22 protein-coding genes are annotated in these 24,539 nt (G+C 43.0%); 18 read left to right on the forward strand and 4 right to left on the reverse strand.

Annotated features, from left to right (window positions below; genetic code table 11):
- Positions 1–44 precede the first annotated feature (44 nt).
- The 3 genes from ACQKFO_RS17435 to ACQKFO_RS17445 all read left to right on the forward strand — a co-directional run bounded on the left by ACQKFO_RS17435 (position 45) and on the right by ACQKFO_RS17445 (position 3,843).
- Complete coding sequence (locus ACQKFO_RS17435) at positions 45–617, forward strand: TetR/AcrR family transcriptional regulator (protein WP_427600129.1); 573 nt, start codon at positions 45–47, stop codon at positions 615–617.
- A 125-nt stretch (positions 618–742) separates the two neighbouring features.
- A complete protein-coding gene (locus tag ACQKFO_RS17440) occupies positions 743–2,941 on the forward strand; it encodes a YhgE/Pip family protein (protein WP_427600130.1) in 2,199 nt (732 codons plus the stop codon).
- Positions 2,942–3,090: 149 nt separating this feature from the next.
- A complete protein-coding gene (locus ACQKFO_RS17445; RefSeq protein ID WP_427600131.1) occupies positions 3,091–3,843 on the forward strand; it encodes a FixH family protein in 753 nt (250 codons plus the stop codon).
- A gap of 57 nt (positions 3,844–3,900) precedes the next feature.
- Here the strand turns inward: ACQKFO_RS17445 and yhfH are convergent, their stop codons facing one another.
- The gene (gene yhfH / locus ACQKFO_RS17450; RefSeq protein ID WP_079533738.1) at positions 3,901–4,035 is read right to left on the reverse strand and encodes a protein YhfH; all 135 of its coding nucleotides are present in this window, start codon (positions 4,033–4,035) and stop codon (positions 3,901–3,903) included.
- 195 nt (positions 4,036–4,230) lie between these two features.
- Between yhfH and ACQKFO_RS17455 the strand changes: the two genes are divergently transcribed.
- From ACQKFO_RS17455 to ACQKFO_RS17470, 4 genes are all read left to right on the forward strand, one after another.
- Positions 4,231–4,965: an MBL fold metallo-hydrolase gene (locus tag ACQKFO_RS17455; RefSeq protein ID WP_427600132.1), complete on the forward strand. Its 735-nt coding sequence runs from the start codon at positions 4,231–4,233 to the stop codon at positions 4,963–4,965.
- An 11-nt stretch (positions 4,966–4,976) separates the two neighbouring features.
- On the forward strand, positions 4,977–5,963 hold the full coding sequence (locus ACQKFO_RS17460) for a lipoate--protein ligase (protein WP_427600133.1): 987 nt from the start codon (positions 4,977–4,979) through the stop codon (positions 5,961–5,963).
- A gap of 155 nt (positions 5,964–6,118) precedes the next feature.
- A complete protein-coding gene (locus ACQKFO_RS17465; RefSeq protein WP_427600134.1) occupies positions 6,119–8,521 on the forward strand; it encodes a M14 family zinc carboxypeptidase in 2,403 nt (800 codons plus the stop codon).
- A gap of 151 nt (positions 8,522–8,672) precedes the next feature.
- Positions 8,673–10,229 carry a fatty acid--CoA ligase family protein gene (locus ACQKFO_RS17470; RefSeq protein WP_427600135.1) on the forward strand — a complete coding sequence of 519 codons (1,557 nt, stop codon included), beginning with the start codon at positions 8,673–8,675 and terminating at the stop codon, positions 10,227–10,229.
- Positions 10,230–10,271: 42 nt separating this feature from the next.
- Here the strand turns inward: ACQKFO_RS17470 and ACQKFO_RS17475 are convergent, their stop codons facing one another.
- Positions 10,272–10,595, reverse strand: coding sequence for a hypothetical protein (locus ACQKFO_RS17475; protein ID WP_427600136.1), 324 nt, complete (start codon positions 10,593–10,595; stop codon positions 10,272–10,274).
- A gap of 151 nt (positions 10,596–10,746) precedes the next feature.
- Here ACQKFO_RS17475 and ACQKFO_RS17480 point away from each other — a divergent pair, with 151 nt between their 5' ends.
- The 8 genes from ACQKFO_RS17480 (at position 10,747) to ACQKFO_RS17515 (ending at position 20,690) form a co-directional block, all read left to right on the forward strand.
- The gene (locus tag ACQKFO_RS17480; RefSeq protein ID WP_427600137.1) at positions 10,747–11,523 is read left to right on the forward strand and encodes an enoyl-CoA hydratase-related protein; all 777 of its coding nucleotides are present in this window, start codon (positions 10,747–10,749) and stop codon (positions 11,521–11,523) included.
- Between the two features lie 224 nt (positions 11,524–11,747).
- Positions 11,748–13,184, forward strand: coding sequence for a serine hydrolase domain-containing protein (locus ACQKFO_RS17485; protein WP_427600138.1), 1,437 nt, complete (start codon positions 11,748–11,750; stop codon positions 13,182–13,184).
- 169 nt (positions 13,185–13,353) lie between these two features.
- Positions 13,354–14,952 carry a DcuS/MalK family sensor histidine kinase gene (dcuS, locus tag ACQKFO_RS17490; RefSeq protein ID WP_427600139.1) on the forward strand — a complete coding sequence of 533 codons (1,599 nt, stop codon included), beginning with the start codon at positions 13,354–13,356 and terminating at the stop codon, positions 14,950–14,952.
- Positions 14,945–15,652 carry a response regulator gene (locus ACQKFO_RS17495; protein WP_427600140.1) on the forward strand — a complete coding sequence of 236 codons (708 nt, stop codon included), beginning with the start codon at positions 14,945–14,947 and terminating at the stop codon, positions 15,650–15,652. The genes dcuS and ACQKFO_RS17495 overlap by 8 nt, the downstream gene beginning before the upstream one ends.
- 123 nt (positions 15,653–15,775) lie before the next feature.
- Positions 15,776–16,966 (forward strand): NAD(P)-dependent malic enzyme, encoded by a 1,191-nt coding sequence (locus ACQKFO_RS17500; RefSeq protein ID WP_427600141.1) that lies wholly within the window; start codon positions 15,776–15,778, stop codon positions 16,964–16,966.
- Between the two features lie 29 nt (positions 16,967–16,995).
- On the forward strand, positions 16,996–18,318 hold the full coding sequence (locus tag ACQKFO_RS17505) for a 2-hydroxycarboxylate transporter family protein (protein ID WP_427600142.1): 1,323 nt from the start codon (positions 16,996–16,998) through the stop codon (positions 18,316–18,318).
- Between the two features lie 70 nt (positions 18,319–18,388).
- On the forward strand, positions 18,389–19,294 hold the full coding sequence (locus ACQKFO_RS17510) for an AEC family transporter (RefSeq protein WP_427600143.1): 906 nt from the start codon (positions 18,389–18,391) through the stop codon (positions 19,292–19,294).
- A gap of 145 nt (positions 19,295–19,439) precedes the next feature.
- On the forward strand, positions 19,440–20,690 hold the full coding sequence (locus tag ACQKFO_RS17515; RefSeq protein WP_427600144.1) for a YeeE/YedE family protein: 1,251 nt from the start codon (positions 19,440–19,442) through the stop codon (positions 20,688–20,690).
- A 56-nt stretch (positions 20,691–20,746) separates the two neighbouring features.
- On the opposite strand, the gene ACQKFO_RS17520 is transcribed toward ACQKFO_RS17515, so the two are convergent.
- Positions 20,747–21,304, reverse strand: coding sequence for a helix-turn-helix domain-containing protein (locus ACQKFO_RS17520; RefSeq protein ID WP_427600145.1), 558 nt, complete (start codon positions 21,302–21,304; stop codon positions 20,747–20,749).
- Positions 21,305–21,407: 103 nt separating this feature from the next.
- Here ACQKFO_RS17520 and ACQKFO_RS17525 point away from each other — a divergent pair, with 103 nt between their 5' ends.
- The 3 genes from ACQKFO_RS17525 (at position 21,408) to ACQKFO_RS17535 (ending at position 23,832) form a co-directional block, all read left to right on the forward strand.
- Positions 21,408–22,127, forward strand: a complete 720-nt coding sequence (locus tag ACQKFO_RS17525) for an AzlC family ABC transporter permease (protein ID WP_427600146.1) — start codon at positions 21,408–21,410, stop codon at positions 22,125–22,127.
- A complete protein-coding gene (locus tag ACQKFO_RS17530) occupies positions 22,120–22,431 on the forward strand; it encodes an AzlD domain-containing protein (protein ID WP_148968395.1) in 312 nt (103 codons plus the stop codon). The genes ACQKFO_RS17525 and ACQKFO_RS17530 overlap by 8 nt, the downstream gene beginning before the upstream one ends.
- A gap of 129 nt (positions 22,432–22,560) precedes the next feature.
- Positions 22,561–23,832 carry a M48 family metallopeptidase gene (locus ACQKFO_RS17535; RefSeq protein ID WP_427600147.1) on the forward strand — a complete coding sequence of 424 codons (1,272 nt, stop codon included), beginning with the start codon at positions 22,561–22,563 and terminating at the stop codon, positions 23,830–23,832.
- A gap of 31 nt (positions 23,833–23,863) precedes the next feature.
- On the opposite strand, the gene ACQKFO_RS17540 is transcribed toward ACQKFO_RS17535, so the two are convergent.
- Positions 23,864–24,529, reverse strand: a complete 666-nt coding sequence (locus ACQKFO_RS17540; protein WP_427600148.1) for a DUF421 domain-containing protein — start codon at positions 24,527–24,529, stop codon at positions 23,864–23,866.
- Between the last annotated feature and the right edge of the window lie 10 nt (positions 24,530–24,539).

Consider the following 24,539-nt stretch of genomic DNA (forward strand, 5'->3'; position numbering starts at 1 on the left):
TAAATTACAATTTTGGTCAATTGGTCATATTGAGGGGTGTGTTCATGGCGATCGATCGAAAGAAACAGGTTTTGGAGGCTGCAACAAATTCATTTTCATTGTTTGGGTATAAAGCCACGACAATGGATCAAGTGGCAAAATTAGCCAATGTGGGTAAAGGAACGATTTATACGTTTTTTAAAAATAAGGAAGAACTATTTGATGAAATTGTATCATCGTTAATCATTGAAATGAAACGGGAAGCGGAAGAAGTGATTGATCCGCAGGAAACCTTCTCAGAAAATGTTCATCGTGCATTGTTCCGCATGCTTGAATTCAGGAAAGAGCATAAGCTGACCATCAAGCTTTATCAAGAAGCCAGGGAAATGGGAACTCCTGCTGTATCAGAAGTCATTGATCGCATGGAGAAAGTGGTCATTGAATTCTTGAGTCAACGAATTGAAAAAGCGATTGCCTCAGAAGCGATTAAGCCATGTAATCCTGAAATGACCGCTTTTGTTATGTTGAAGATGTACGTTTCACTTATTTTCGATTGGGAACGAGCGCATGGTCCCCTTGATAAAGATGAAATCGCCAATCTCTTTGAACTTTATTTAATTAAAGGGTTATCGAAATGATAGTCCTTCATTTTTTGGCACTGAATGACTAAATGGATGAAATAGTCATTTATTTTTTCGTCAAAATGACTATTTGAACTAATTGGTCAATAATTCAAATTTAGAAATATAATAGGAGGAAAAACATGAAGAATTCATTTATTGGTTCAGAATTCAAAGCAATTTTCAAGAATAAGAAACTTCTCATCCCCATTCTCGCCGTTCTTTTCATCCCTGTTTTGTACAGTGGTATGTTCTTATGGGCATTTTGGGATCCATATGAACAGTTGTCAGACTTACCTGTGGCAGTTGTAAATAGCGATCAGGGAGCAGAGTTTGATGGGAAGGAATTGCATATTGGGGATGAACTTGTAGATAAATTGAAGGATAGCGATCAATTTGACTTTCATTTTATCGATAAAGAAGAAGGATACAAAAACTTAGAGAAGCAGGATTATTACATGCTTGTTGAGATCCCGGAGGATTTCTCCGAGAACGGAACAACATTATTAGAAGAGAATCCTAAAAAACTTTCTCTGAAATATGTGCCGAACGAAAGCTTTAACTTCCTGTCGGCCCAAATCGGTGATACGGCGATGAAAGAAATCAAAGCGAGTCTTTCTAAGTCTGTATCTGAAACATACGCTGAGACCATGTTTGATAAAATCAAAGAAATGGGAGACGGCTACCAGACAGCCAGTGACAAAGCTTCCGAAATCAATAATGGGGCCATCGATTTATCTCAAGGTGCCAATAGGTTAAAGGATAATTTAGCCGTCTTAGCCGAAAAGAATGTTGAGATGAATGACGGTGTGTCGAAAACGCGGGCAGGTGCCGCTGAACTTGCAAAGGGTTCTAAAGAATTATCCGACGGTGTCGGCGTTATAAATGATAAATCACAACAATTGTATGAAGGAACAAAGGATGTCCAATCAGGGATTGATGCACTTGCAACTGGAATCGATAAAAGTAAGGCAGGTTTAGAGCAGGTGGATGCAGGTCTAAATAGCGCAGTGGACAATACAGCTAAACTGCACGCAGGATCACAAAACCTGGCAGAAAAAATCGGTGCTCTCCAGGGTGGAGCGGATAGTGCGAAAACAGGGGCACAAGCCATTGGAGCAGGGGCGACAAAGCTTGAAGAACAACTGGCACCATTTATGGGAAGCCTTCCAGAAGAAAAACAGAATGAGTTACAGGCTGCAATCGATCAGATTAAGCAGGGGGCAACCGGTCTTCAAACAGGTACCGGGGCACTGAGTACGGGTGCATCCGAGCTTCAAAAAGGGGCGGATTCTCTTGCTGGAGGAATCGGGGAATTAAATAAAGGTCAAATGAAACTACAAGGTGGAATCGACCAGCTTGTATCCGGCTCAGGCCGACTCGCTGAAGGATCCAACCAGCTACAAGCAGGTCAGGGTGAAATTGTGAAGAACTTTGGCCTATTAAATGATAAGCTTGGTGAAGTATATCAAGGAACAGTAGGTGTTGCTTCAGGAGCAAATGAATTAAGCACAGGTCTTAACAGAGTATACAATGGCTCTACTCAATTAACAGACGGGTCTAAGAAACTTGCCGACGGTTCAACAGAGTTGGCAGCTGGAACGACCAAACTATCAGATGGAACAACGGAATATGAAACAAAGCTGAAAGACGCAGCAAAAGAAGCAAACAGTGTCAAAGCGGATGAAGAAACGTACGACATGATGGCTGGTCCAGTTGATGTGAAAAATGAAAAAATCAATCATGTTCCAAACTACGGAACAGGTTTTGCTCCTTATTTCTTATCTCTCGGATTATTTGTCGGAGCACTATTAATTTCAATTGTGTATCCATTGAAAGAACCAGCAAATCGTCCATCAAGCGGGATGAGTTGGTTCATGGGTAAATTCACTGTTCTTACAGTCGTCGGGATCATTCAATCATTGATTGCAGCTGGCATATTGCTGTTGGGATTAGGTCTTGAAGTGGAAAGTGTACCATTATTCTTACTTTCTACAATCATTACGAGTCTTACATTCCTTGCCCTCATCCAAATGCTTGTTACGATTTTAGGTGATCCGGGGCGTTTTGTAGCGATTATCATATTAATCCTGCAATTAACTACAAGTGCAGGGACATTCCCATTAGAATTAATCCCGACTGCTCTGCAGCCAATCAGTGGATTGTTACCAATGACATACTCAGTGGCAGCATTCAAAGCAGTCATTTCAAGCGGGGACTTTGCCTTCATGTGGCAGAACCTCTTCATCCTGCTGGGATACTTCGTTGTGTTTATCGCAATGACGTCTGTATTCTTTGTAGGGCTGTTCAAGAAACAATATACAAAAACAGTAGAAGCTTAAGGGAAAAAAAGGGAGATGTCACACACATTTCCCTTTTTTTCTTCATAAAATGGACAAACCATCCGTAAGCATGAGAGTGTATACTAATTGGTGAGAAGTACATAATGGTGAGACACTTAAAAAGAAGAATGTTTAAAGGAGAGTTTGGGATGAAGAAGCTAAGTTTGTTAGTACTGGTAGGAATACTTGCATTGTTTATCGCTGCCTGCGGGAATTCAAATGAAGATAACGGAGCCAAAGAAGATGAGAAATTGGAAGCGATTGAAGCAAAGTTAGACATGCCTGAAAAAGGAGAAAGTGGTGAAACCGTTTCTCTTACGACTAAAGTCACTCAAGGTGATGAAAACGTCGAGGACGCAGGTGAAGTGAAATACGAGATTTGGAAAAATGGTCATAAAGAAGAAAGTGAAATAATTGAAGCAAAGCATGATAAGAACGGTGTATATAAAGCTGAAAAGAAGTTTGAAGAGGACGGCATGTATACTGTGCAGGTCCATGTAACAGCCCGTGATATGCACACCATGCCGAAAGCTGAAATTGCGATTGGCGAAGTAGAGGAAGAGGAACATGATGAGGAAAGCGAAGACGGTCACCACGGTCATCACGAAAGTTCAGTTTCCATCCATCTAATGAAGCCTGATACAATTAAAATGAATGAAGAAGCGGAAATGAACGTTCATGTGGAAAATGAAGAAGCGGCCCTGGAAAAAGCAGAAGTACGTCTGGAAATTTATAAAGAGGGCCAAGAGAAGCATGAGTGGGTTGACTTGACTGAAGATGAAGCCGGTAAGTATAAATGTTCCTATACATTCCCGGATAAGGGCACATACAATGTACAGGTTCACGTGACCAAAGGTGAGGAAATTCACGAACACACAATGCAAACAGTAGAAGTACAATAATCATAAAAAGGATGCACTTCAAAGTGAAGAGCATCCTTTTTATTACCCCTTTAATTCTTAATATTCGTAATCAGTCGTACATTTTTCGCAATAAATGCCGTAGCATTCATGCTGCTCTTCAATTGTATCTCCACATTGTGCACAAGACTTAGGCGGCAAATTTCGAAAGAACTCCACAATATTTTTTACCATGTTCATCACCCTCCGTAATTTTTTTCACCCATCAATTGTTTGTGTTATATAACTGATGTGTTAATTTATTTTATTGTATTATAACAGTATGTATTTCGTCAACGATTAATTCAAAAATAGGCGAAAAAAATGAAAAAATAGGCACAATGAAGTATAGTAGGGGTACATACTAAAGTGAAGGGCGAGGTTCAAAAAATGAAGCTAACCGTTATTGGACAATGGGGCGGCTATCCGAAGGCAGGAGAAGCGAGCACCGGGTATTTACTTGAACATAATGGCTTTAACCTGCTTATTGACTGTGGCAGTGGTGTACTATCCCATCTGCAACATCACGTACAGACTACAGATTTAGACGCGGTCCTTCTGTCCCACTATCATCCAGATCATGTAGCAGATATAGGTGTACTACAACACGCTTTATTGATTCAATACTTCCTGGGGAAAAATAAAGGTACATTACCTGTGTATGCCCATAGAGAAGATCAACGGGGGTACGATGCGATTACATATAAAGATTTGATGAAAGCCCATGAATATAAGGAAGATACACCATTATCGATCGGCCCTTTCAAGGTAACTTTTGTGAAGACCGAGCATCCCGTACCGTGCTACGGCATGAGAATCGAAGCAGACGGCAAATCGCTGTTCTATACAGCAGACTCGGCTTTTAAACAGTCATTTGTCCCGTTTGGGAAAGATGCAGATGTACTGCTCTGTGAATGTAATTTCTATGGAGGGATGGATGCCTCGAACGCTGGTCACATGACGAGTCTCGACGCCGGGAATCTTGCTCAAAAAACGAATGCCGGAAAGCTTATACTGACTCATTTACCTCATTTCGGCGAACTGGAGCAGTTGGTAACAGAAGCGAAAACCATCTATAACGGCAAGGTACTGTTAGCGAAAAAAGATATGAAAGTAGATATTTAGGAGGAAACATGATGTTATTTATCGATAATAAAGGGATCACGGATCCAAGGATCAATCTTGCTATTGAAGAATATGCACTGAAGAACTTAGATATTAATGAGAGTTATTTATTATTCTATATAAATGAACCTTCCATCATTATCGGGAAGAACCAAAATACGATCGAAGAGATTAATACAGACTACGTAGAGAAGCAAGGTCTCCATGTCGTTCGCCGCCTTTCCGGCGGGGGAGCGGTCTATCACGATTTAGGAAACCTGAACTTCAGCTTTATCACGAAAGATGACGGAGAGAGCTTCCACAACTTCAAAAAATTCACTGAGCCTGTCGTAACAGCCCTTCATAAGCTGGGGGTGAAGGCGGAGCTTAGCGGACGTAACGATATTATCGCAGAAGGCAGAAAGATCTCCGGTAACGCCCAGTTCTCCACTAAGGGACGGATGTTCAGCCACGGAACACTTCTGTTCGATTCCGAAATGGAAAACGTCGTATCAGCTCTACGGGTGAAAAAGGACAAGATTGAATCAAAAGGGATCAAATCGATCCGAAGCCGCGTGGCCAACATTTCTGAATTCCTCTCAGAAAAAATGACCATCGAACAATTCAGATCAACCCTTCTGGATTATATTTTCGACGGAAGCGACGTAGAAGAATATGTCCTGACGGAAGAAGATTGGAAGAACATTCATGAGCTTTCTAAAGAACGCTATCAGAACTGGGATTGGAACTACGGAAAATCACCGAAATTCAATCTTCAACATTCTCACCGCTTCCCGGTCGGATCCATTGACGTCCGTCTCGAAGTGAACAAAGGGAAAATTGATAACTGTAAAATTTTCGGTGATTTCTTCGGAGTCGGGAATGTAGAAGACATTGAAGAAAAACTAATAGGTACCCGCTACGAACGAAAAGATATTGCCGGGGCTTTAGAGGGCGTTGATATTCAACACTATTTCGGGAATGTGACGAAGGATGAATTTGTGGATTTGGTGTATTGATATATAAAGGAGGGAGGTTTCCTAATATGGGAAGCCTCCCTCTTTTTGTCTCAACTAGGAAAATTATACCCAACAGAATATAGGGCGAAATATTTATGTACCGTTATGAATATTTATTCTATCATTATACTATTACATAATTTGGAGGTACATAAATGAAGCAAAAGATTATTGCAGGAATTGCCAGTTTTACTCTACTATCCACCACGCCATTCAACGTTCTAGCAGAATCTCCTCAAACGACGATTCAAAGCACTCAACTCGATGAGAAAGAGAAAAGTTTATTTAATAGTGAGCACTATGACTTTGTGAAGTACTCTGAAATTCAAGGTAAGCTTGATAAAATCGCACAGGAAAGCAACCGTGTGACGGTCGAGAAGAGTGATGTGAAGTCAGCGGCCGGTCATGATATGTATGTGGTGACTGTATCGGATGCGAAAGCAAAAGGGAAGTATGGTCATTATAAAGGTCTCCGTAAGAAAATGATCAAGTCGCCGGAAAAAGCACAGGATTTTATCGATAAGCATCCTGATCTTAAGGTTCCCGTCATGATCAATGCATCCATTCACGGAACAGAATTTGTTGGAACAGACGCAGCTCTGCAATTAATCGAACGCTTTGCGACAGAGGATGATGAGCAGACAAAAGGAATCCTCGACGATCATATCCTTATCTTCAATGTGGTAGCGAACCCTGATGGGCGTATTGATGCTACACGTTTCAATGGAAATGGGATCGACCTCAACCGTGATTTCATCACTCAATCCCAGCCTGAAACAGAGCATATGGTTGACCTGATCACGGAATGGAACCCAATGGTTTTCCTTGATCTGCATGGTTATGTGAAAGGCTACGGCGGACCGACCAAACCAGGTCTTATTGAGCCATGTACTCCGCCTCATAATCCAAACTATGAATATGATCTGTATTCGAAATGGGCATTGAATCAAGCGGAAGCAATGGAATCAAATATAGTATCAAATAAAGGAAACTATGATAATACTCATACGGAATCGTCAAAAGTAGATTATCAGAATATGGAAGGGACTTATATACCCCAACGTGATGATGCGGCCGGATGGGATGATTATCCGCCGATCTTCACACCAATGTATGCTATGTACCACGGGGCATACGGATACACTCTTGAAGCGCCGACCAACGATTGGGACGGGGTTCAATGGACATATGATGCCGTGATGGGTGCACTGGGTTATGCGAGCGAAAATAAAGTGGATATGGTTAAAGATCAGATCGAAGTCTTTAAACGCGGTGTACAGTTCGACCACCCGTTCCATAAGGAAGGTCATTTCCCATCTGCCTATATTCTACCAAATGATGAGCAGGATCAAACGGCTACTGTGAAAGCCGTTCAGCACCTTCAAGATAATGACATTGTCGTAGAAGAAGCTCAGAAGGATTTCACGTTTGATGGTGTGACTTATCCTAAAGGAACGTATATCGTACCGATGGATCAAGCAAAAGCTGGCCTTGCGAACACCATGCTTTGGGACGGGGAAGACATTACCGAGGACACACCAAGTATGTACGATATCTCTGCCTGGAATCTGCCTGAACTATGGGGCTTCGGTGCAGTGGAAGTAAGCAGTGACACTGAACTGAATGTAAAATCGAAACAGTTAAAGGCACTGAATGAAAGTGGAGAAATCGTCGGGGACGGTCCTTATGCGATCCCGAATACCTCTGCTAGATCGATTGCGATTGCCAATCATTTGTTAAATAGCGGACATACTCTTCATAGAGGAGAAGATGGAATACTGTATGCAGGTGCCGATGCCAGAGCTGAACTGATCGACCTGGTGAAAGATTCTGCTGTTACTATTTCTTCCCAATCTGTTCCTGTTGGAGCGAAAGAAATCACGTCCCAGCATGTGACACTCTTAAAAGATGGAGGAATGAATAAAGCTCAATCCCACTCTGGAACTAAGTTGGCACTTGAACGTCTCGGCTTCACAGTGGAAGAAAAGACTCCCGGACAGGTAGCAGAAGAGGGTCTTGGTTCAACAGATGTGTTTATTTATAACGGGAGATCGAATCTCATTTCCTATCAAAACAGTGCGGCCAATTCGGAATTTGGATTGAAGGATGCAGCACAATATGAAGCATTTAAAACGAATGTAAAAGGTTTTGTAGCGGATGGCGGTCAATATCTTGCCATCGGTGCCGGTGCATCCCAGGCTACGACAAAGCTTGGATTAAGTGATGTGAAGGTGGAAACAGGCGGCTCCAACAGCAACGGAATCGTCCAATTATCTCACACTGATTCTACTTACACAGCTGGTTACCAGACAGAAGACCTTGGATTTGTTTATCAACCGACATGGTACACGAACACAGGAAGTGCAGACATTCTATCAAGCTATCAAAATAGCAGTGACTTCTTCCTGGCCGGACATTGGAAAGGCAGTGAAAGGGCTCAAGGTAAACCAGTGATCGTGAAGGACGAAAATGTATTATTAATCGGACTCGAACCAACTTTCCGTGATCATACGGATTATCTTTTCAGACTCGTTTCCAATGCGATTTTTGCACAATAAAAAAAACGGAAAAGCCGTCCAAATTGGGCGGTTTTTTTTCTACAAGATACTTGTATTAATACTATTCTTTATATAGAATATATTTTGAATACTTTTAATAGTTTGATGAATGACCATTCATTCAGTTTATCTGAAAAGGGGAGGGATACAATTGAATATCGCAACACGGTTAGACCAAATCGCTCAAGAGAAAGCAGATAAAACAGCTTATCATTTCTTAAATACCTCCAGTACATACGGGGAATTAAATGCAGCTGTATCGAGATTTGCAAGCGGCTTAGAGCAATTGGGTCTGAAAAAAGGGGATCACATCGCGCTTGTATTAGGGAATTCGCCACATTTCGTCATTGGATTATATGGGGCACTACGAATGGGGTTGAAGGTGATACCGATCAATCCGATCTACACACCGGATGAAATTGGCTACATTCTGAAAAATGGTGACGTGAAGACAATAGTCACACTTGATTTGCTTGTACCATTAATCGAAAAGATGCAGCATCTTTTATCTGATGTGGAGCATTTCATCCTTTGTGAATCAGGGGATGAACGAGCGAAGGATATTGATTTAGAGAAAATATCGCTTGCATACCCTAAAATGAAATCGTTTACAGGGGTTCTTGGAAAAGGGGATCCTGCTTTCAAGGGGGAGGAAGTGGATGAAAATGAGGTAGCCATCATCCTTTACACTTCAGGTACGACTGGTAAACCAAAAGGTGCCATGCTGACGCACAAAAATATTTATTCCAATGCAACCGATGTCGGCAGCTATTTACGGATGAATGAAGACGACACCGTCATTACAGCTCTGCCGATGTTTCACGTCTTCTGTTTGACGGTGGTCCTGAATGCGCCATTGATGACAGGGGCGACCCTTTTAATCGTTCCGCGCTTCAGTCCAAAAGCCATTTTTGAACTGTCGAAGGCCTATCAGCCAACCGTATTTGCAGGCGTACCAACCATGTACAACTTCCTGTTCCAGTATCCTGAAGGAAATCCAGAAGATCTCTCATCTCTCCGTCTCTGTATTTCAGGCGGCGCTTCCCTGCCGGTGGCCCTCTTGAAAAACTTTGAAAAGAAATTCAACGTCATGATTTCTGAAGGCTACGGTTTATCTGAAGCTTCGCCTGTGACATGCTTCAACCCGCTGGATCGACCAAGAAAGCCGGGTTCAATCGGAACATCGATCATGAATCTGGAGAACAAAGTCGTCGATGAATTGGGAGAAGAAGTACCAATCGGACAAGTGGGCGAATTGATCGTCAAAGGTCCTAATGTCATGAAGGGGTATTACAAAATGGAAGAAGAAACAGCCGCAACAATCCGCGATGGCTGGTTATACACAGGGGATCTCGCCCGGATGGATGAAGAAGGCTACTTTTATATTGTCGATCGTAAAAAAGAGCTGATTATTGTGGGAGGATACAACGTCTATCCGCGTGAAGTAGAGGAAGTGCTATACAATCACCCTGGAATTGTAGAAGCAGCGGTCATCGGCGTCCCACATCCCGAACTGGGTGAAGTCGTCAGCAGCTATGTTGTCAAAAGTGAACCATCCTTAACGGAACAGGACGTACTTGAGTATTGTAAAGAGCATCTTGCCAAGTACAAGCTGCCGGCATCGATCGAGTTCATTGATGAGCTGCCGAAGAATACAACTGGGAAAATTTTAAGAAGAGCACTGAAAGAACAGGTGCTTCAATCATAAAAAAAGAAGATGTTCAGTGGATCACTGAGCATCTTTTTGTGTTTACTTCATCGCTTTACTTGCCTGCAATAGCTTTGATTCACCTTTTTCCCATGTTTCAACCTGCTCGATTGCTTGCTCGGGTGTGAATCCCTGGCCAACCAGTACACCTGACAAGATGAATTCCTGGAAGAGATGGGTAAGGTTGATGCCTTCTTCCACTTCAGATAGGGCTCGGGTTACAAGTGGTTGAATATATTCAACCCATTGATCGGGAAGGCTTTTTGTATCACGATAATATTGATGCAGCCAGGCAATTTCATTTGGATGTTTATGCGCATAAGCGCGTTGTGGAATATAAGGGTTTTGATTGTAAGGATAATACAAGATAAACACAGCTCCTTCATGGGTAGATGTCACGTTTAGTCTATGCACCCAACCGGAATATGTTCAGCCCTTATAAAAAAATGAAAGGGTTTTCTCGGTTTGTGTCGAATCATACATAAGGAGGAAATACATAAAAAAGGGGAGAACAAACATGGAATCGATCTTACTACAACAAAAAGGCAACGTCGCCACCGTCACCATCAACCGACCGGAGGCAATGAATGCCTTTAATTACGATACACTGAACGAACTCCAGCAGGTAGTCGAAGCACTCCGCATCAACCCGGACGTCAGAGTCGTTATCTTCACAGGAAGCGGAGAAAAAGCCTTTTCGGTTGGAGCTGATCTCAAAGAACGCAAAACCCTGACCGAACAACAAGTCATCCGCAACGTCTACAAAATCGGTGAAGTCTTCCAATCCGTCGCCACTCTCCCTCAACCAACCATCGCCGCCATGAACGGCTACGCATTCGGCGGAGGAATGGAGCTGGCACTGGCATGCGATTTCAGAATCGCTGTAGCAGAGACCACAATGGGACTGACCGAAACAAGCCTTGCCATCATCCCGGGGGCAGGTGGAACTCAGCGCCTTCCACGATTAGTAGGAGAATCCAAAGCACTGGAGCTTATTCTGACGGCTAAGCGATTAACTTCAGAAGAAGCGTTGGATATCGGACTCGTTACAAGAGTAGTAGAAAAAGAGAATTTCTTGGGTGAAGTCCATGCATTCGTGGAGCCTATGCTGTCTAATGGTCCTATTGCCCTGCAGCAAGCTAAGTTTGCAGTGAAGAATGGTATGAACGTAGACCTTCAGACCGGATTACAGATTGAGAGAAAAGCATATGAGATTACAATTCCTACGGAAGATCGTGTGGAAGCATTGTTGGCGTTTAGTCAGAAGCGTAAGCCGGAGTTTAAGGGGAAATAAGTGGGCTAGTCCATGGCAGTTACAAAATTCCAAAGACCAAATTTCTCAAGTATATCATAGAGAAATTTGGTCTTTTTATGTTACAAGTTCATAGATAAATGATTACACCCCAAGTCTTACCTTAAGATAGTCCCTAAGCCGTTAGAGAGAATATTTATTCAATGGTAATTTTATGTAAATAGTATGTGGGATCCGAAGACGGGTTTGTAAGGGGGGGTTAGGGTTTGAGAAGAGTACTGGTAGCATTATGCTTGTTTTGCCACATCATTTTTTCTTTTCAATTCCATGCAAGGTCAGAGAGTAATAATCAAGTGGAACTCTTAGACAGGTTTATGACTGAATCGATGGAGGAGTATGGGATTCCTGGAGCTTCTTTAGCGATTATTAAAGATGGAAAGCTCATGTTTCAACAAAGTTGGGGGAAACAAAGGAAAGGGACTCCTGTCACGAAGGATACGGTGTTTACGATAGGTTCTATCAGCAAGCCTTTAACTAGCCTTGCAATCATGAGGCTAGTGGATGAAAAGAAGGTTGAACTTGATCAGGAGATCGACTGGTATTTGCCTGCCTTTCATTACAATAAAAATGGATATGATAAGAACATCACCGTTAGGCACCTGTTGACACATTCAAGTGGAATCAGTTCTTATGAAGGGTTAAAAATTGCAGATCGTAATCTGCGAGGGGAAAATGCAATAAATGTTGCGGTTCAAAAGCTGAATAATGTTGATTTGAATTATGAGCCAGGGGAAGTGCATCAATACAGCGCTGCGAATTATTTACTGTTGGGAAAAATCATAGAGAATGTCACAAACCAAACATTTTCCGAATTTATGGATGATGAGATATTCAGTGAGATTGGGATGGGTCGGACCGTATCGGATTTCGAAGCAGCTAAAGCATTGGGGTATCAGCACGGCCATCAATCTTGGTTTGGAAAGCCTATGAAAAGTAGAGGTTTTTTTGATGATAGCGGGGCCCCATATGGTTACATGGTCTCTACAACGGATGATATGTCAAAGTTTATTAAATTTTTGTTGGAAGGTGGGGCCATATTATCTAAGGATTCATTCGATACTTATACTTCACCTCATTATCATAGAAAAGAAGATTTGTATTATGGACTGGGCTGGAGAATCTCTACAGAGGTTGATAATTCTTATTTTTTTCACGGCGGAGAAACACCTGATTCACGGGCTGAATTATTCATAAACCCCCAACAAGACTATGGATTTATCCTACTCACAAACAAAAACAACTTCTCTGAAGTACTTTCGACCGTTTGGATGAGGGACGGAATCAAGATGATTGTGGAAGAGGGAAAGTCCCCGGAAGTGCAGCAATTGAATCACCACATGCAATGGAGCACTTTAATAGTAACCCTTTTTCTTCTGCTATTATCATCCTGGAACATATATCGACTGATAAAGAAAACCAAAATTAAGTCGAAGGTATGGATATTCATTGGATTGTTATCTATACTGTTATCAATTATTATGATTCCACTGCTAATTTATCTGTTCAGTTCGCCTTGGAATACAATCAATCTATATGCACCTGCTACCGCTATTCTCATCAAGGTTTTAGTTGGTATACTGGCAACGAATGGAGTTCTTTTGTTATTTGTTGTTTATTTCAAAAAAAGTTCAGATGGTGATTGAAGGGTAATACCAGTAAGTAGAGTGTATTACTCAACTAGAAAAAACGATTTAACAAATATATTTCAACCAAGAGGTTCCAACTAGGAGCCTCTTTTTCATATGGCCCTTTTTAAACACCAAAAATCATGTAAAATAAAGAATCATACTAAAAAACACTGGAGTGACTCCTGTGAAAAAGAAACAGTTTAAACTAAGTACCATCATCATTCTCTTCGTGTGCATCGTTGTCCTGGTATCCCTTGTCATTACGGACTTGCTTATTTCCAGGACGATTAATGACAACATTGAGTCTAATATTGAAGAAAAGGCGAAAATCGTTTCCCGGACGGTCGCTCATTCTACGATTGTGAAGAGCGGTTTAGAAGGGGAAAGTGAAGATCAAATTCAAGAATACACTCAAGATATCCAGAAATCAGCAGAAGTTCTGTTTGTAGTGGTCATGGATATGGAAGGGATACGTAAATCACACCCTGATCCTGACCGTATCGGCAAGCATTTTGTCGGCGGTGATGAGAAAGATGTGCTCCAAGGGAAGGAAACATTGTCTATTTCAGAGGGGACTTTGGGCAAATCCGTCAGGGCGTTTTCTCCTGTATTTAACGATGAAAATCAACAGATAGGGGCTGTCGCAGTTGGGATTTCCCTGGGTAGCGTCGAGGAAGCAGTGAGCATGAGTCACCGGAATATATTAGTGGGATCTATGATCGGGATTATTGTTGGAATCATTGGGGCGGTTATTATAGCCAGATACATAAAGAAAATTTTATTTGGGTTGGAGCCGATTACGATTGCGAAAATATTGGAAGAGCGGAATACGATGCTCCAGTCTGTACATGAAGGGGTAGTGGCTGTCAATAAAGATACAACCATCTCTTTAGTGAATAAATCTGCACTCAAGATATTTAATGAAGCGGGACTAAGCTCAGATCCGATCGGAATGCCCATCAAAGAATACATGCCACACACCAGGTTGGAAAGAGTCATCGCAACGGGGAATCCTGAGCTTGACGAGGAGCAAACCATCAATGGGGTATCTATCCTGGTCAACCGCGTCCCGTTAATCGTCAATGATGAAGTAGTCGGAGCAATCTCTACCTTCCGGGATAAAACGGAAGTGAATCAATTAGCAGAGCAGTTAACGGGTGTGAAATCGTATGCGGAAGCGCTCCGTGCCCAGTCGCATGAATTTATGAATAAGATGCATGTGATTCTGGGATTGGTGAAGATGAAGGATTACAATCATTTAAATCGTTACGTGAAGGAGCTTGTTTCCTTACGTGTCGATGAAGTGAGCACGGTGACGTCGAAAGTGAAGGATCCTGCTTTGGCTGGTTTTATCATGGGGAAACTGAGCTATGCGAGGGAAAAGAACGTTGCATTGACCATTGAATGTCACGACTTTATCCCGGAACCCAAAGATCCTTCTGTTACACATGAACTGATTACCGTGATCGGAAACTTATTGGATAATAGTGTTGAAGCAACGGCAAATAGTGCAGACAAGGAAGTGCTCATGGAGCTATTCTATCAGGACGAGCGATTTGAAATGATCGTGACGGATACTGGAGAAGGAATGCCGGATGAAATGGTAGAGGAGATCTTCACCAAAGGATACTCTTCTAAAGGGGAAGGAAGAGGATACGGTCTCTTCTTAGTGAAAGATAGTCTCGGTAAACTGAATGGGACGCTTCACGTTGAATCAAAGGTAGGCTCGGGAACGACGATGATTGTTCAAGCTTCATATAAGGAGGGGAAGAAGGGTGATTAATGTATTGATCGTGGAAGATGATCCGATGGTGGCCCGGTTTAATCAAAGGTATCTGGAAGAAATCAATGGGTTTCATTTGATAGGCATTTCGAATTCGATTGAAAATGCCATGAAGAAAGTAAATGAATATAAGGTTGATCTGATTTTATTGGACGTTTATATGCCCGGGAAACGAACGGGGATGGACTTATTAGAGCAAATACGCAAGGACCAGCTGGAGACAGATGTCATCCTCATCACAGCGGCATCAGAAGTCGATAATATCCAGAGCGCCCTTCGGATGGGGGTAGTGGACTACTTGATCAAGCCATTTGAATTTGAACGGTTTAAAAAAGCATTGACGACTTATCGGGAGAGTAATCGTATGCTTCAAAAGCAATCTACCATCGATCAGAGTGAACTGGATTTACTTCTACTTAGGGATGGACAAGCCAGGGAGAAGGAACCCCTCCCTAAAGGATTGACGAGCAGTACATTATCGTCTATCTACGACGAGATTGTGAGTTTCGAAGGAGAGTCGTTTTCAACAGATGATATCGCAGACGTGACATCCATTTCACGGGTGTCGATCAGAAAGTACCTCAGGTTTCTAAAAAGTATCGGCGTGTTGGATGAAACCCTTATCTATGGTATCGGAAGACCTGTGTATCAATATTCATGGAACAAACTGAATAGCTCACGAATTCAAAGCTATTTGTAAGCAGCCCATCCGGCTGCTTTTTTTAATTTCAAAAGTCAAACAATAGTTTCATAATCTATGAAAAGATAAAGCGTTTTCATATGATGGGTATACAATGTAAGCGATTACGTTAGGAGCGATTGGATGACTCGAAAGAATTTAAAGGAAGAAGCATTATCCATACATGAATCTCATGCAGGGAAAATTGAAGTGGTGAGTAAGATTGATATTTCATCTGAAGAAGATCTTAGTCTTGTCTATACTCCGGGTGTCGCCGATGTATGTAAGACGATAGCCGAGGATCCCATGCAGGCCAATACGCTGACATCGAAAGGAAACATGGTGGCCATCGTCACAGACGGTACAGCAGTATTGGGTCTTGGTGATATCGGTCCAAAAGCCGCGATCCCGGTCATGGAAGGGAAAAGCATGTTGTTTAAGAAGTTCGCCGGTATAGATGCCTTCCCCCTTAGTTTGGATACGAAGGATGTAGATGAAATCGTCATGATTATTAAAGCGTTGTCCCCTTCTTTTGGAGGGATCAATCTGGAGGACATTTCAGCGCCGCGCTGCTTTGAAATTGAGAAACGGTTAAAGAAAGAGTTGGATATTCCGGTTTTCCATGATGACCAGCATGGTACAGCCATTGTCGTTCTAGGCGCATTAGTCAATGCTCTGAAGGTCGTAAACAAATCATATAAGAAAGTGAAAATTGTCATCAATGGGGCGGGGGCAGCTGGAATCGCGATTGCGGAACTCCTTTTATTCGCAGGTTATGAAGATATTACTCTCGTAAGCTTAGAAGGTGTCCTGTGCAGGGGGGAGAAATGGATGAATACTACCCAAGAGGATATTTCCTCACGCACGAACCTGTTAGGGGTACGGGGTGAATTATCCGATGCGATAATAGGGGCCGATGTATTTATCGGTGTATCGGGACCTGGAGCCCTCAAGAAAGAGTATATTAAAACGATGAATGAGCAGCCGATTGTGTTTGCCATGGCTAATCCCATTCCTGAAATTTATCCGGAGGAAGCATTGGAAGCAGGCGCAGCGGTAGTAGGGACGGGGAGATCGGATTATCCGAACCAGGTCAATAATCTTCTCGCTTTCCCCGGGATATTCAGGGGAGCACTGGATGCGAAAGCAAAGGATATCACAATGGAAATGAAAGTCGCTGCTTCCTATGCCATCGCCGATGTGATCAGCTCTTCTGAATTGAATCCTCAATATATTATTCCGAAGGCGCTTGATTCCCGTGTGGCAGAAATAGTCGGGGAGTCCGTGCGGAAGATTGCATGTAAGAAAAGCAAAGCAAACAATTCAGTTTCGTAAAAATTAATACAACAAAGGGGATGAACAAGATGGGACAAGCAGCATCAACACTTCCATACAAAAATGAGAAAACAAAAGAGAATGTGACGCTTACGAACGATCGGTCGCTTCAGATTTTCAATATGCCGATCCTTTGGTTCCTGGTCTTTACGGGCATCACGCTTGCAAGCTTGTATACGGGGAACCTTCCAGGGGGCATGATCGGAAGCCTTCTCGTCATGATGATCCTCGGGGAATTATTTGGATGGATAGGAGATCGTACGCCAATCGTGAAGACGTTCCTCGGCGGAGGTGCCATCATTGCGATCTTTGGATCAGCTTTTATGGTTTATGCAGGTTTACTTCCGGAAGCCACTGTCACGTCCATGACCGATTTCATGAAATCAGGCGGATTTTTGAATTTCTATATTGCAGCATTAATCACGGGAAGTATCTTAGGAATGAATTCAAAGGTATTGGTTAAAGTGGGACTTCGCTATTTCCTACCGATCTTCGGGGCTGTAGCCGGAGCCGTGATAGTAGCGGGAATCTTTGGATCTCTTGTCGGATTTACCCTTCAAGAAGCCATCCTCGTCATTACGATGCCGATCATGGGTGGTGGAATGGGAGCGGGAGCCGTTCCCATGAGCCAAATCTATTCTGAGATGATGGGGAATGATCCGAGCTATTACATTTCAATGCTCGTGCCTGCACTGGCATTAGGGAATGTATTTGCCATCATTTTAGCATCGATTCTCGATATTATCGGAAAAAAAGTACCTTCCCTTAGTGGGAACGGTCAGCTTATGAAAGGTTTTACCTACGAAAAAACAAAGCAGAAGTATAACATAGAAAAGATGGGGGTAGGCTTACTCGCTGCCCTGACATTCTTCACGGTTGGAACATTGTTGGGATCCGTTCTTCCCCTTCATCCATACGCCATCATGATCATTCTTGTGGCTGCAGCGAAGATTTCAAACATGATCCCTCAAAACGTCGTAGAGGGAGCCAGTCAGTGGTATCAATTTGTAGCGAGCAATTGGACGTTCGCTTTATTATTCGGGATCGGTGTCGCGTACACAGACTTAGATACCGTTCTTGCTGCGTTGACGCTTCAATATATCTTGACCGTATTCGGAGTGGTTTTAGGGGCGATCATCGGAGCGGCGATCCTTGGGAAAGTCGTTGGCTTTTACCCGATTGAAGCTGCAATCACGGCGGGACTATGCATGGCGAATATGGGGGGAACAGGAGATGTTGCCGTATTGTCAGCATCGAAACGAATGGAGCTTATGCCTTTTGCTCAAATCTCTTCCCGATTAGGCGGCGCATTGATCCTGCTGTTGGCCGGATTAATTATCCCGCTGTTGTAAATATGGTACACTTAGGCTTGACTCTTGTAGTCAAGCCTATCTTTCATTTTAATAGATTGTGGTGACGTAAATGGATGTAATATTGATTGTACTGCCTGCATTACTGGTCTTTGCCGTTGGATATATCGGCCAAAAGAAACTTGGTTTCGAGATCAATTCGATTTCGAAGATGGCCATTTATTTAATGTATCCGTTTCTTGCCTTCAAGACCTTTTACGAGAATGAACTGAATATGGATTATCTTTATATTTTTCTCTTTTGTATCGCGCTTTGTGTGATTTTGATCGTATCTATTAAAATAGTGGCTAAGTTTAGAAACTATTCAAAACCGAAAGTGTCGGCCATGATATTATCCGGGGTATTCATGAACAGCGGCAACTATGGGGTACCGATCATCCTATTCGCTTTCGGTGAGCTCGGTTTTCGCTATGCGGTCATTATGATGGTGATACAGTCATTTCTCATGAATACAATCGGCCTCTATTATGCTGTCAGTGGCAGTGATAAAAAGAGGGAAACGAGGGAAATCTGGATGAAGATCGTCAAGATGCCGATTCTGCATGGTGCTTTTCTTGGATTGGGCTTTCAATTGTTTCATCTTGATGTGCCGGTATTTATGAGTCAGACCATTGATTTGATTTCCCAGGCAACGATTCCTACGATCATGGTGGTGTTAGGGATGCAATTAGCGACATTGGGAGGGAAGAAAGTGGAAAGAGGCGCCCTTTCCTTTATTGTGATCTTGAGAATGGTAGCTTCACCCATCATAGCTCTGGTCGTCGTTTCTTTCCTTCCTATTTCTACCATGTTGGGGTCGATTCTCATTATTTTGGCAAGCATGCCGACTGCGGCGAATACTACGATGTTTTCATTGCAGTTCAACACAGAACCTGATTTAGTGTCGACAAGTACCCTTGTCACTACACTTATGAGCATTGTAACGATTCCGATCATGTTAGCACTTGTATCCTTATAGAAGCGAAGCTGCTTGAGATTTCTCAAGTAGCTTTTTTAAATAGAGGAAAGGAAGTGGAAGTCTCTCTTTTTGACAACAGCCTTCGAATCTATTACTATTGTAAAATAAATTCCAACCAATTCAATCAGATTAAGGAGGATTATTCATGGCTGGCTATGTTCAACCGATTAATGAACAAAAGGGCCCAGAGAAAGCGAGTACCGAATTAAACCCGCCACAGACATCTTTAGTGGTTGGCGGTTTAATCGTTACAGCGATTCTTGGACTATATTTACTCTTTACACAAGACATTGCCCAAACCGTGTTATTGGTGCTGGGGCTGCTGTTAGGATATACATTATTTCATGCACGATTCGGATTCACTTCTGCTTTCCGCAGAGTGATGTCTGTTGGCAACGGGCAGGCACTGCGTGCACATATGGTGATGCTTGCCGTTGCCGTAACTTTATTTGCTCCGATCCTTGCGACAGGGTACACATTCTTTGGGGGTGAAGCGGCAGGTTATGTATCACCCGTTGGTGTCAGCCTTCTCGTTGGTGCTTTCCTGTTCGGGATTGGCATGCAGCTTGGAGGAGGTTGTGCTTCAGGTACCCTATACGCAATCGGCGGCGGCCGCTCCGTTATGTTTATCACATTGCTATTCTTTATTGTGGGTGCCACAGTAGGAGCCTATCATCTTCCATTTTGGACAGAGGAAATGCCGTCCTTTAAACCTATTTCATTAGCAACTTCTACCGGATTAGGTTATTTCGGGGCGTGGGTCGTTTCAATTTTATTCTTTAGCCTCATTGCATGGATTACACTGCGAGTGGAGAAGAAGAAAAACCCGCCCCGCATGGCAACACTTCCAACGGGAAAAGGATGGAAACGGATTTTACGTGGATCTTGGCCCCTTATGGCAGCAGCGATTGTATTGGCTGTGCTAAATGCCCTCACTCTCATGACACGGGGGAATCCTTGGGGAATCACTTCTGCCTTTGCTCTATGGGGATCAAAGGTTGCCGGAATGTTCGGAGTCGACGTGGCAAGCTGGGGCTACTGGACAGGAGCCAATGCAGAAGCACTTCAAGCATCGATCTTTGCTGATTCCACAACGGTATTAAACTTCGGTGTCATTCTTGGAGCATTTCTTGCATCTGCTGCAGGTGGCCTGTTCCGTTTTAATAATATCACTGGGAAAAATGCCATGGCGTCCGTCATTGGTGGACTGCTGATGGGATATGGTGCCCGTTTGGCATTCGGATGTAACATTGGTGCATATTTCGGAGGGATTGCTTCCTTCAGTCTTCACGGTTATATTTGGGGGATTCTTGCCCTGGGCGGTACGTTCCTGGCACTATATCTTCGTCCGCTGTTCGGATTGTCGGTGCCGAAACCAAAGGATACATTTTGCTAACTGGATAGTTTGAAAAATCCTGCATGTAGTTACACATGCAGGATTTTTTTTTTGGATTATTCACCGCCGTAATAAATAACCATCTGGCATACAGTTGTTTCTCCTGAATCATTTACATATTCATGCCCGGAGTCAGCGGCAAAACGAATCGAACTTCCTTCTGTCAGCAGATAGGTTTCTTCGCTAATCTTAAGAGAAATCTTCCCTGACAGCACCGTGATGTATTCCTCCACACCCTTCGTATGTCCTTCATTCCGATACGAGCAGCCCGGTTTCATTTCAACCCGATAGCTTTCCCATTTTTTCAGGGGATCAAAAGGGAAGATCGGATAAACGATGTAATTTCCGTTATCTTCAAGAACAGGCTGAACGTCTTGATAATGAATGATGGATATTTGATTGCTTGGCTTTTCAATCAGTGAAGAGAAGGATACCTTCAAGCCATTGGCGATCTTCCATAGAATCGCGACCGTCGGATTCGAATCACCACGCTCAATCTGACCGATCATCGCCTTGCTTACACCGGTGCGCTCAGCCATCTGCTCAAGACTGAAGCCGCGCTCCCTGCGGATCTTTCGTATATTATCACCAATTTGAATCGGGAAATTTTCCATGTTAAAAACTCCTCTTGTATACTATAACGTCTATATGTATAATATAATAAATTAACGAAAAATTAAAATAGTAAATTACTTCTATTATAAAGGATGTGAGGGGATGGAGGCACTGCTTTCCACGAAAAAAGTCAGTGATTTTCGTCTGGGCCTGCAGGGAGGGCTCAGCATTGCCATCGGATACATGCCTGTTGCGTTAACCTTTGGGTTGTTGGCACGGACAACGGGCCTCACGGTCACGGAAACGGTACTGATGAGCATGCTCGTGTTTGCAGGGGCCGCTCAATACATATCGCTGAGTCTGATTGCGGTTGGTACAGGTATCATTGAGATCATTCTTACAACTTTCATCGTAAACATCCGTCACTTCCTAATGTCGGCTTCTTTAAGTGAAAAGCTCGAGGAAGACCGTTTGTTTAAAAAGCTCTTTTATGCGTTTGGGATTACGGATGAAACCTTCACGGTCATCAGTGTCAAAGATGGCAAGGTAAGAACGGGTTTTGCCGTCGGGGTGATGCTCATTTCATACGGGAGCTGGGTCGTGAACTCTGGTGTAGGATACTTCATCGGGGAAATCCTTCCCGAATTTCTACAAGCGAGCATGACGATCGCTCTATATGCCATGTTTGTGGGACTCCTCGTTCCTTCCATGAAAAAAAGTGTGAAGGTCACGTTTTTAGCTGTAGTGGCCGGTGCATTGAATAGCACCCTGCTTTTCACGACGAACCTTTCAAACGGATGGTCGATTGTACTTGCTACCCTCGTTTCAGCCGTGATTGTGGAATTAGTGGTCATGATGAAGGGGGGAACGTCGAATGAATAGCGCGATTGTTTTGATGATCATCGGTATGGCGGTTGTCACATATATTCCCAGAATGCTTCCTTTCCTCGTATTCAAAGGGAAAGAATTGCCCCCTTTCCTTCAAGGTGTATTAAAGAATGTTCCCTTCGCCGTATTGGGCGCATTAATTTTCCCAAGCATTTTGTTGATTCAAGAAGGAAATCTTATGTTTGGAGCAGTAGGGACGGCAGCTGCATTTCTCATTGCCTTTCTGGGTGCAAACGTCATCCTTGTGGTGATCGGGGCGATTTCTGTTTTGTCTTTGTATTCGGTATTCTTGATGTAAGCCGCGATTCGGGTCGTGGCTTTTTTTGTTGGAGGGAGATGTCGCGATTTCTGCCGTAATGTGTTTAGGTTCTAAATCTTTGGACAGGGTATTACATATAGTAATGAAGATGGGAAGGGAGGAAATATGTTGGCTAAAAAATGGGCACATCGTTCGATACTGGCTTATTTGCTATTAGGCTTATTTCTATATGTGTATTTATTCTTCTTGGCGGATTCTACTTTGCCTGACATGTACAAAGGAAGCAGTGCTGATCCGGCCACCTTTATGAATGGTAAAGAAATCATGCTGAGTGAGGATTTCTCAAAAATCAAGAATCTCCTGTTTTTCTTATCCACTCCTTACGAATGGTTGTTTTATTTCCTGATTCTGATACTCGGGGTCTCGCGTGTGTTTGAGAAGTGGGCGAGGGGAACGGTGAAAAATGGTTTCCTCCAAACGGCCATTTATTTGTTCTGGTTATCGATTGCTTCGTTCCTGGCAATATTTCCACTGCAGTACATTTCGTATAGCATTTCGAAGAACTACAATATTTCCACCCAGACGTTCTCCATGTGGATGAAGGATGAGATCACGGATTTCTGGGTGAATTACTTCCTCATGTTCATCATTGTATCTGTGTTATATGGATTGATGAAACGATTCAAGCAGCGCTGGTGGTTAGCGGCCTGGGCGTTGTCGGTCCCCTTTACGATTTTCATGATGTTCGTCCAGCCGGTTTTGATCGACCCGCTATATAACGACTTCTATCCACTAAAGGATAAAGCGTTAGAGGAACAAATCCTGACTCTTGCCGACAAGGCAAACATTCCAACGGACCACGTATTCGAAGTCGACATGTCGGAGAAAACGAATTCACTAAATGCTTATGTAACCGGAGTCGGATCCAATTCCCGAATCGTTCTCTGGGATACGACACTTGAAAAATTAACGGACAGGGAAATCCTGTTTGTGATGGCCCATGAAATGGCTCACTATGTGGAGAAGCACATCTATATCGGCATTGCCATCTACCTGATCCTATCCTTCTTTGGATTATTTTTGACGGCTAAGCTGATGAGAGGCATTGTCGCCAATCATAGGGATGACATGAAAGTATCGAGCGTTTCGAACCTGAGCTCATTACCTCTGTTCTTGATGATTACCTCGATGCTCCTGTTCACTGTCAGTCCCCTTAGTAACTGGATCTCTCGCTACCAGGAAACGAGAGCTGATCGATATGCAATAGAAATGACGGGCGATAAAGAAGCTGCCATCTCATCTTTCCAAAAGTTATCGAAGGTGGGATTATCTCAGGTCAATCCGCCTTTACTTGTGAAGATTTTTCGTTACGGTCATCCGACGATGCTTGAACGATTGACGATGCTTGAGGAGTATGAAGCAGAGAAAAATGAAGAATAAGAAAAAAAAGCCTGGTCCCGAGCGGTAGAGACTAGGCTTTTTCTCTTTTATTAATAATCAGGTTCTTCGCTTTTTCTGTCATATAGGCGAAAATCACATCTTTATGATGCAGTCCTGAGTTTGTTAGTTGAGTTTCCAGCCATTCTGTCGATTTGCCAAGAAGCTTCAGGTTCCGCGTTTGGATTTTACCATCCACAATCACTGAAATCGGCAATCCCTCGTCATCGATTTTAAGGTTGAGGTGCTGGACGGTAACAGGGGTGTTTTCCACCTTTGGAATGACGCTCACTTCACCGATCGGTTCAAGCATGGCGTAGTCCACATCTGAAATTTTCGGGTAACCTTGAGAGCGTAGAATGGAGGTTAATTGAATCAGCGAGATCTTGGATTTCTCCAGATTATCTTCTAATATCTCCCCATTTTTAATCAGTAAGGTAGGTTCTCCCAAGAAGAAGCGATTCCCCCATTGACTCAGGGTCATGAATGAGAACAGTACATGAAGCCCCACTAAAATGACGAGAGCCGCAATGGTTGGCCAGAATTTCGTGGAGATCAGTGGTTCAGAGGCAATGGTCCCAACGATAATAATCGCCACAAGATCATAGGGAGTCATTTGTACAATTGTGGATTTTCCCATCAGTCGCATAGCGGCTATGGTAATTAAGTAGAGGACAAGTACTTTTATTAGCAGGATCATCATATTCGCT

It is taken from the genome of Rossellomorea sp. NPDC071047, from assembly GCF_050270195.1.
Lineage (GTDB): Bacteria > Bacillota > Bacilli > Bacillales > Bacillaceae_B > Rossellomorea.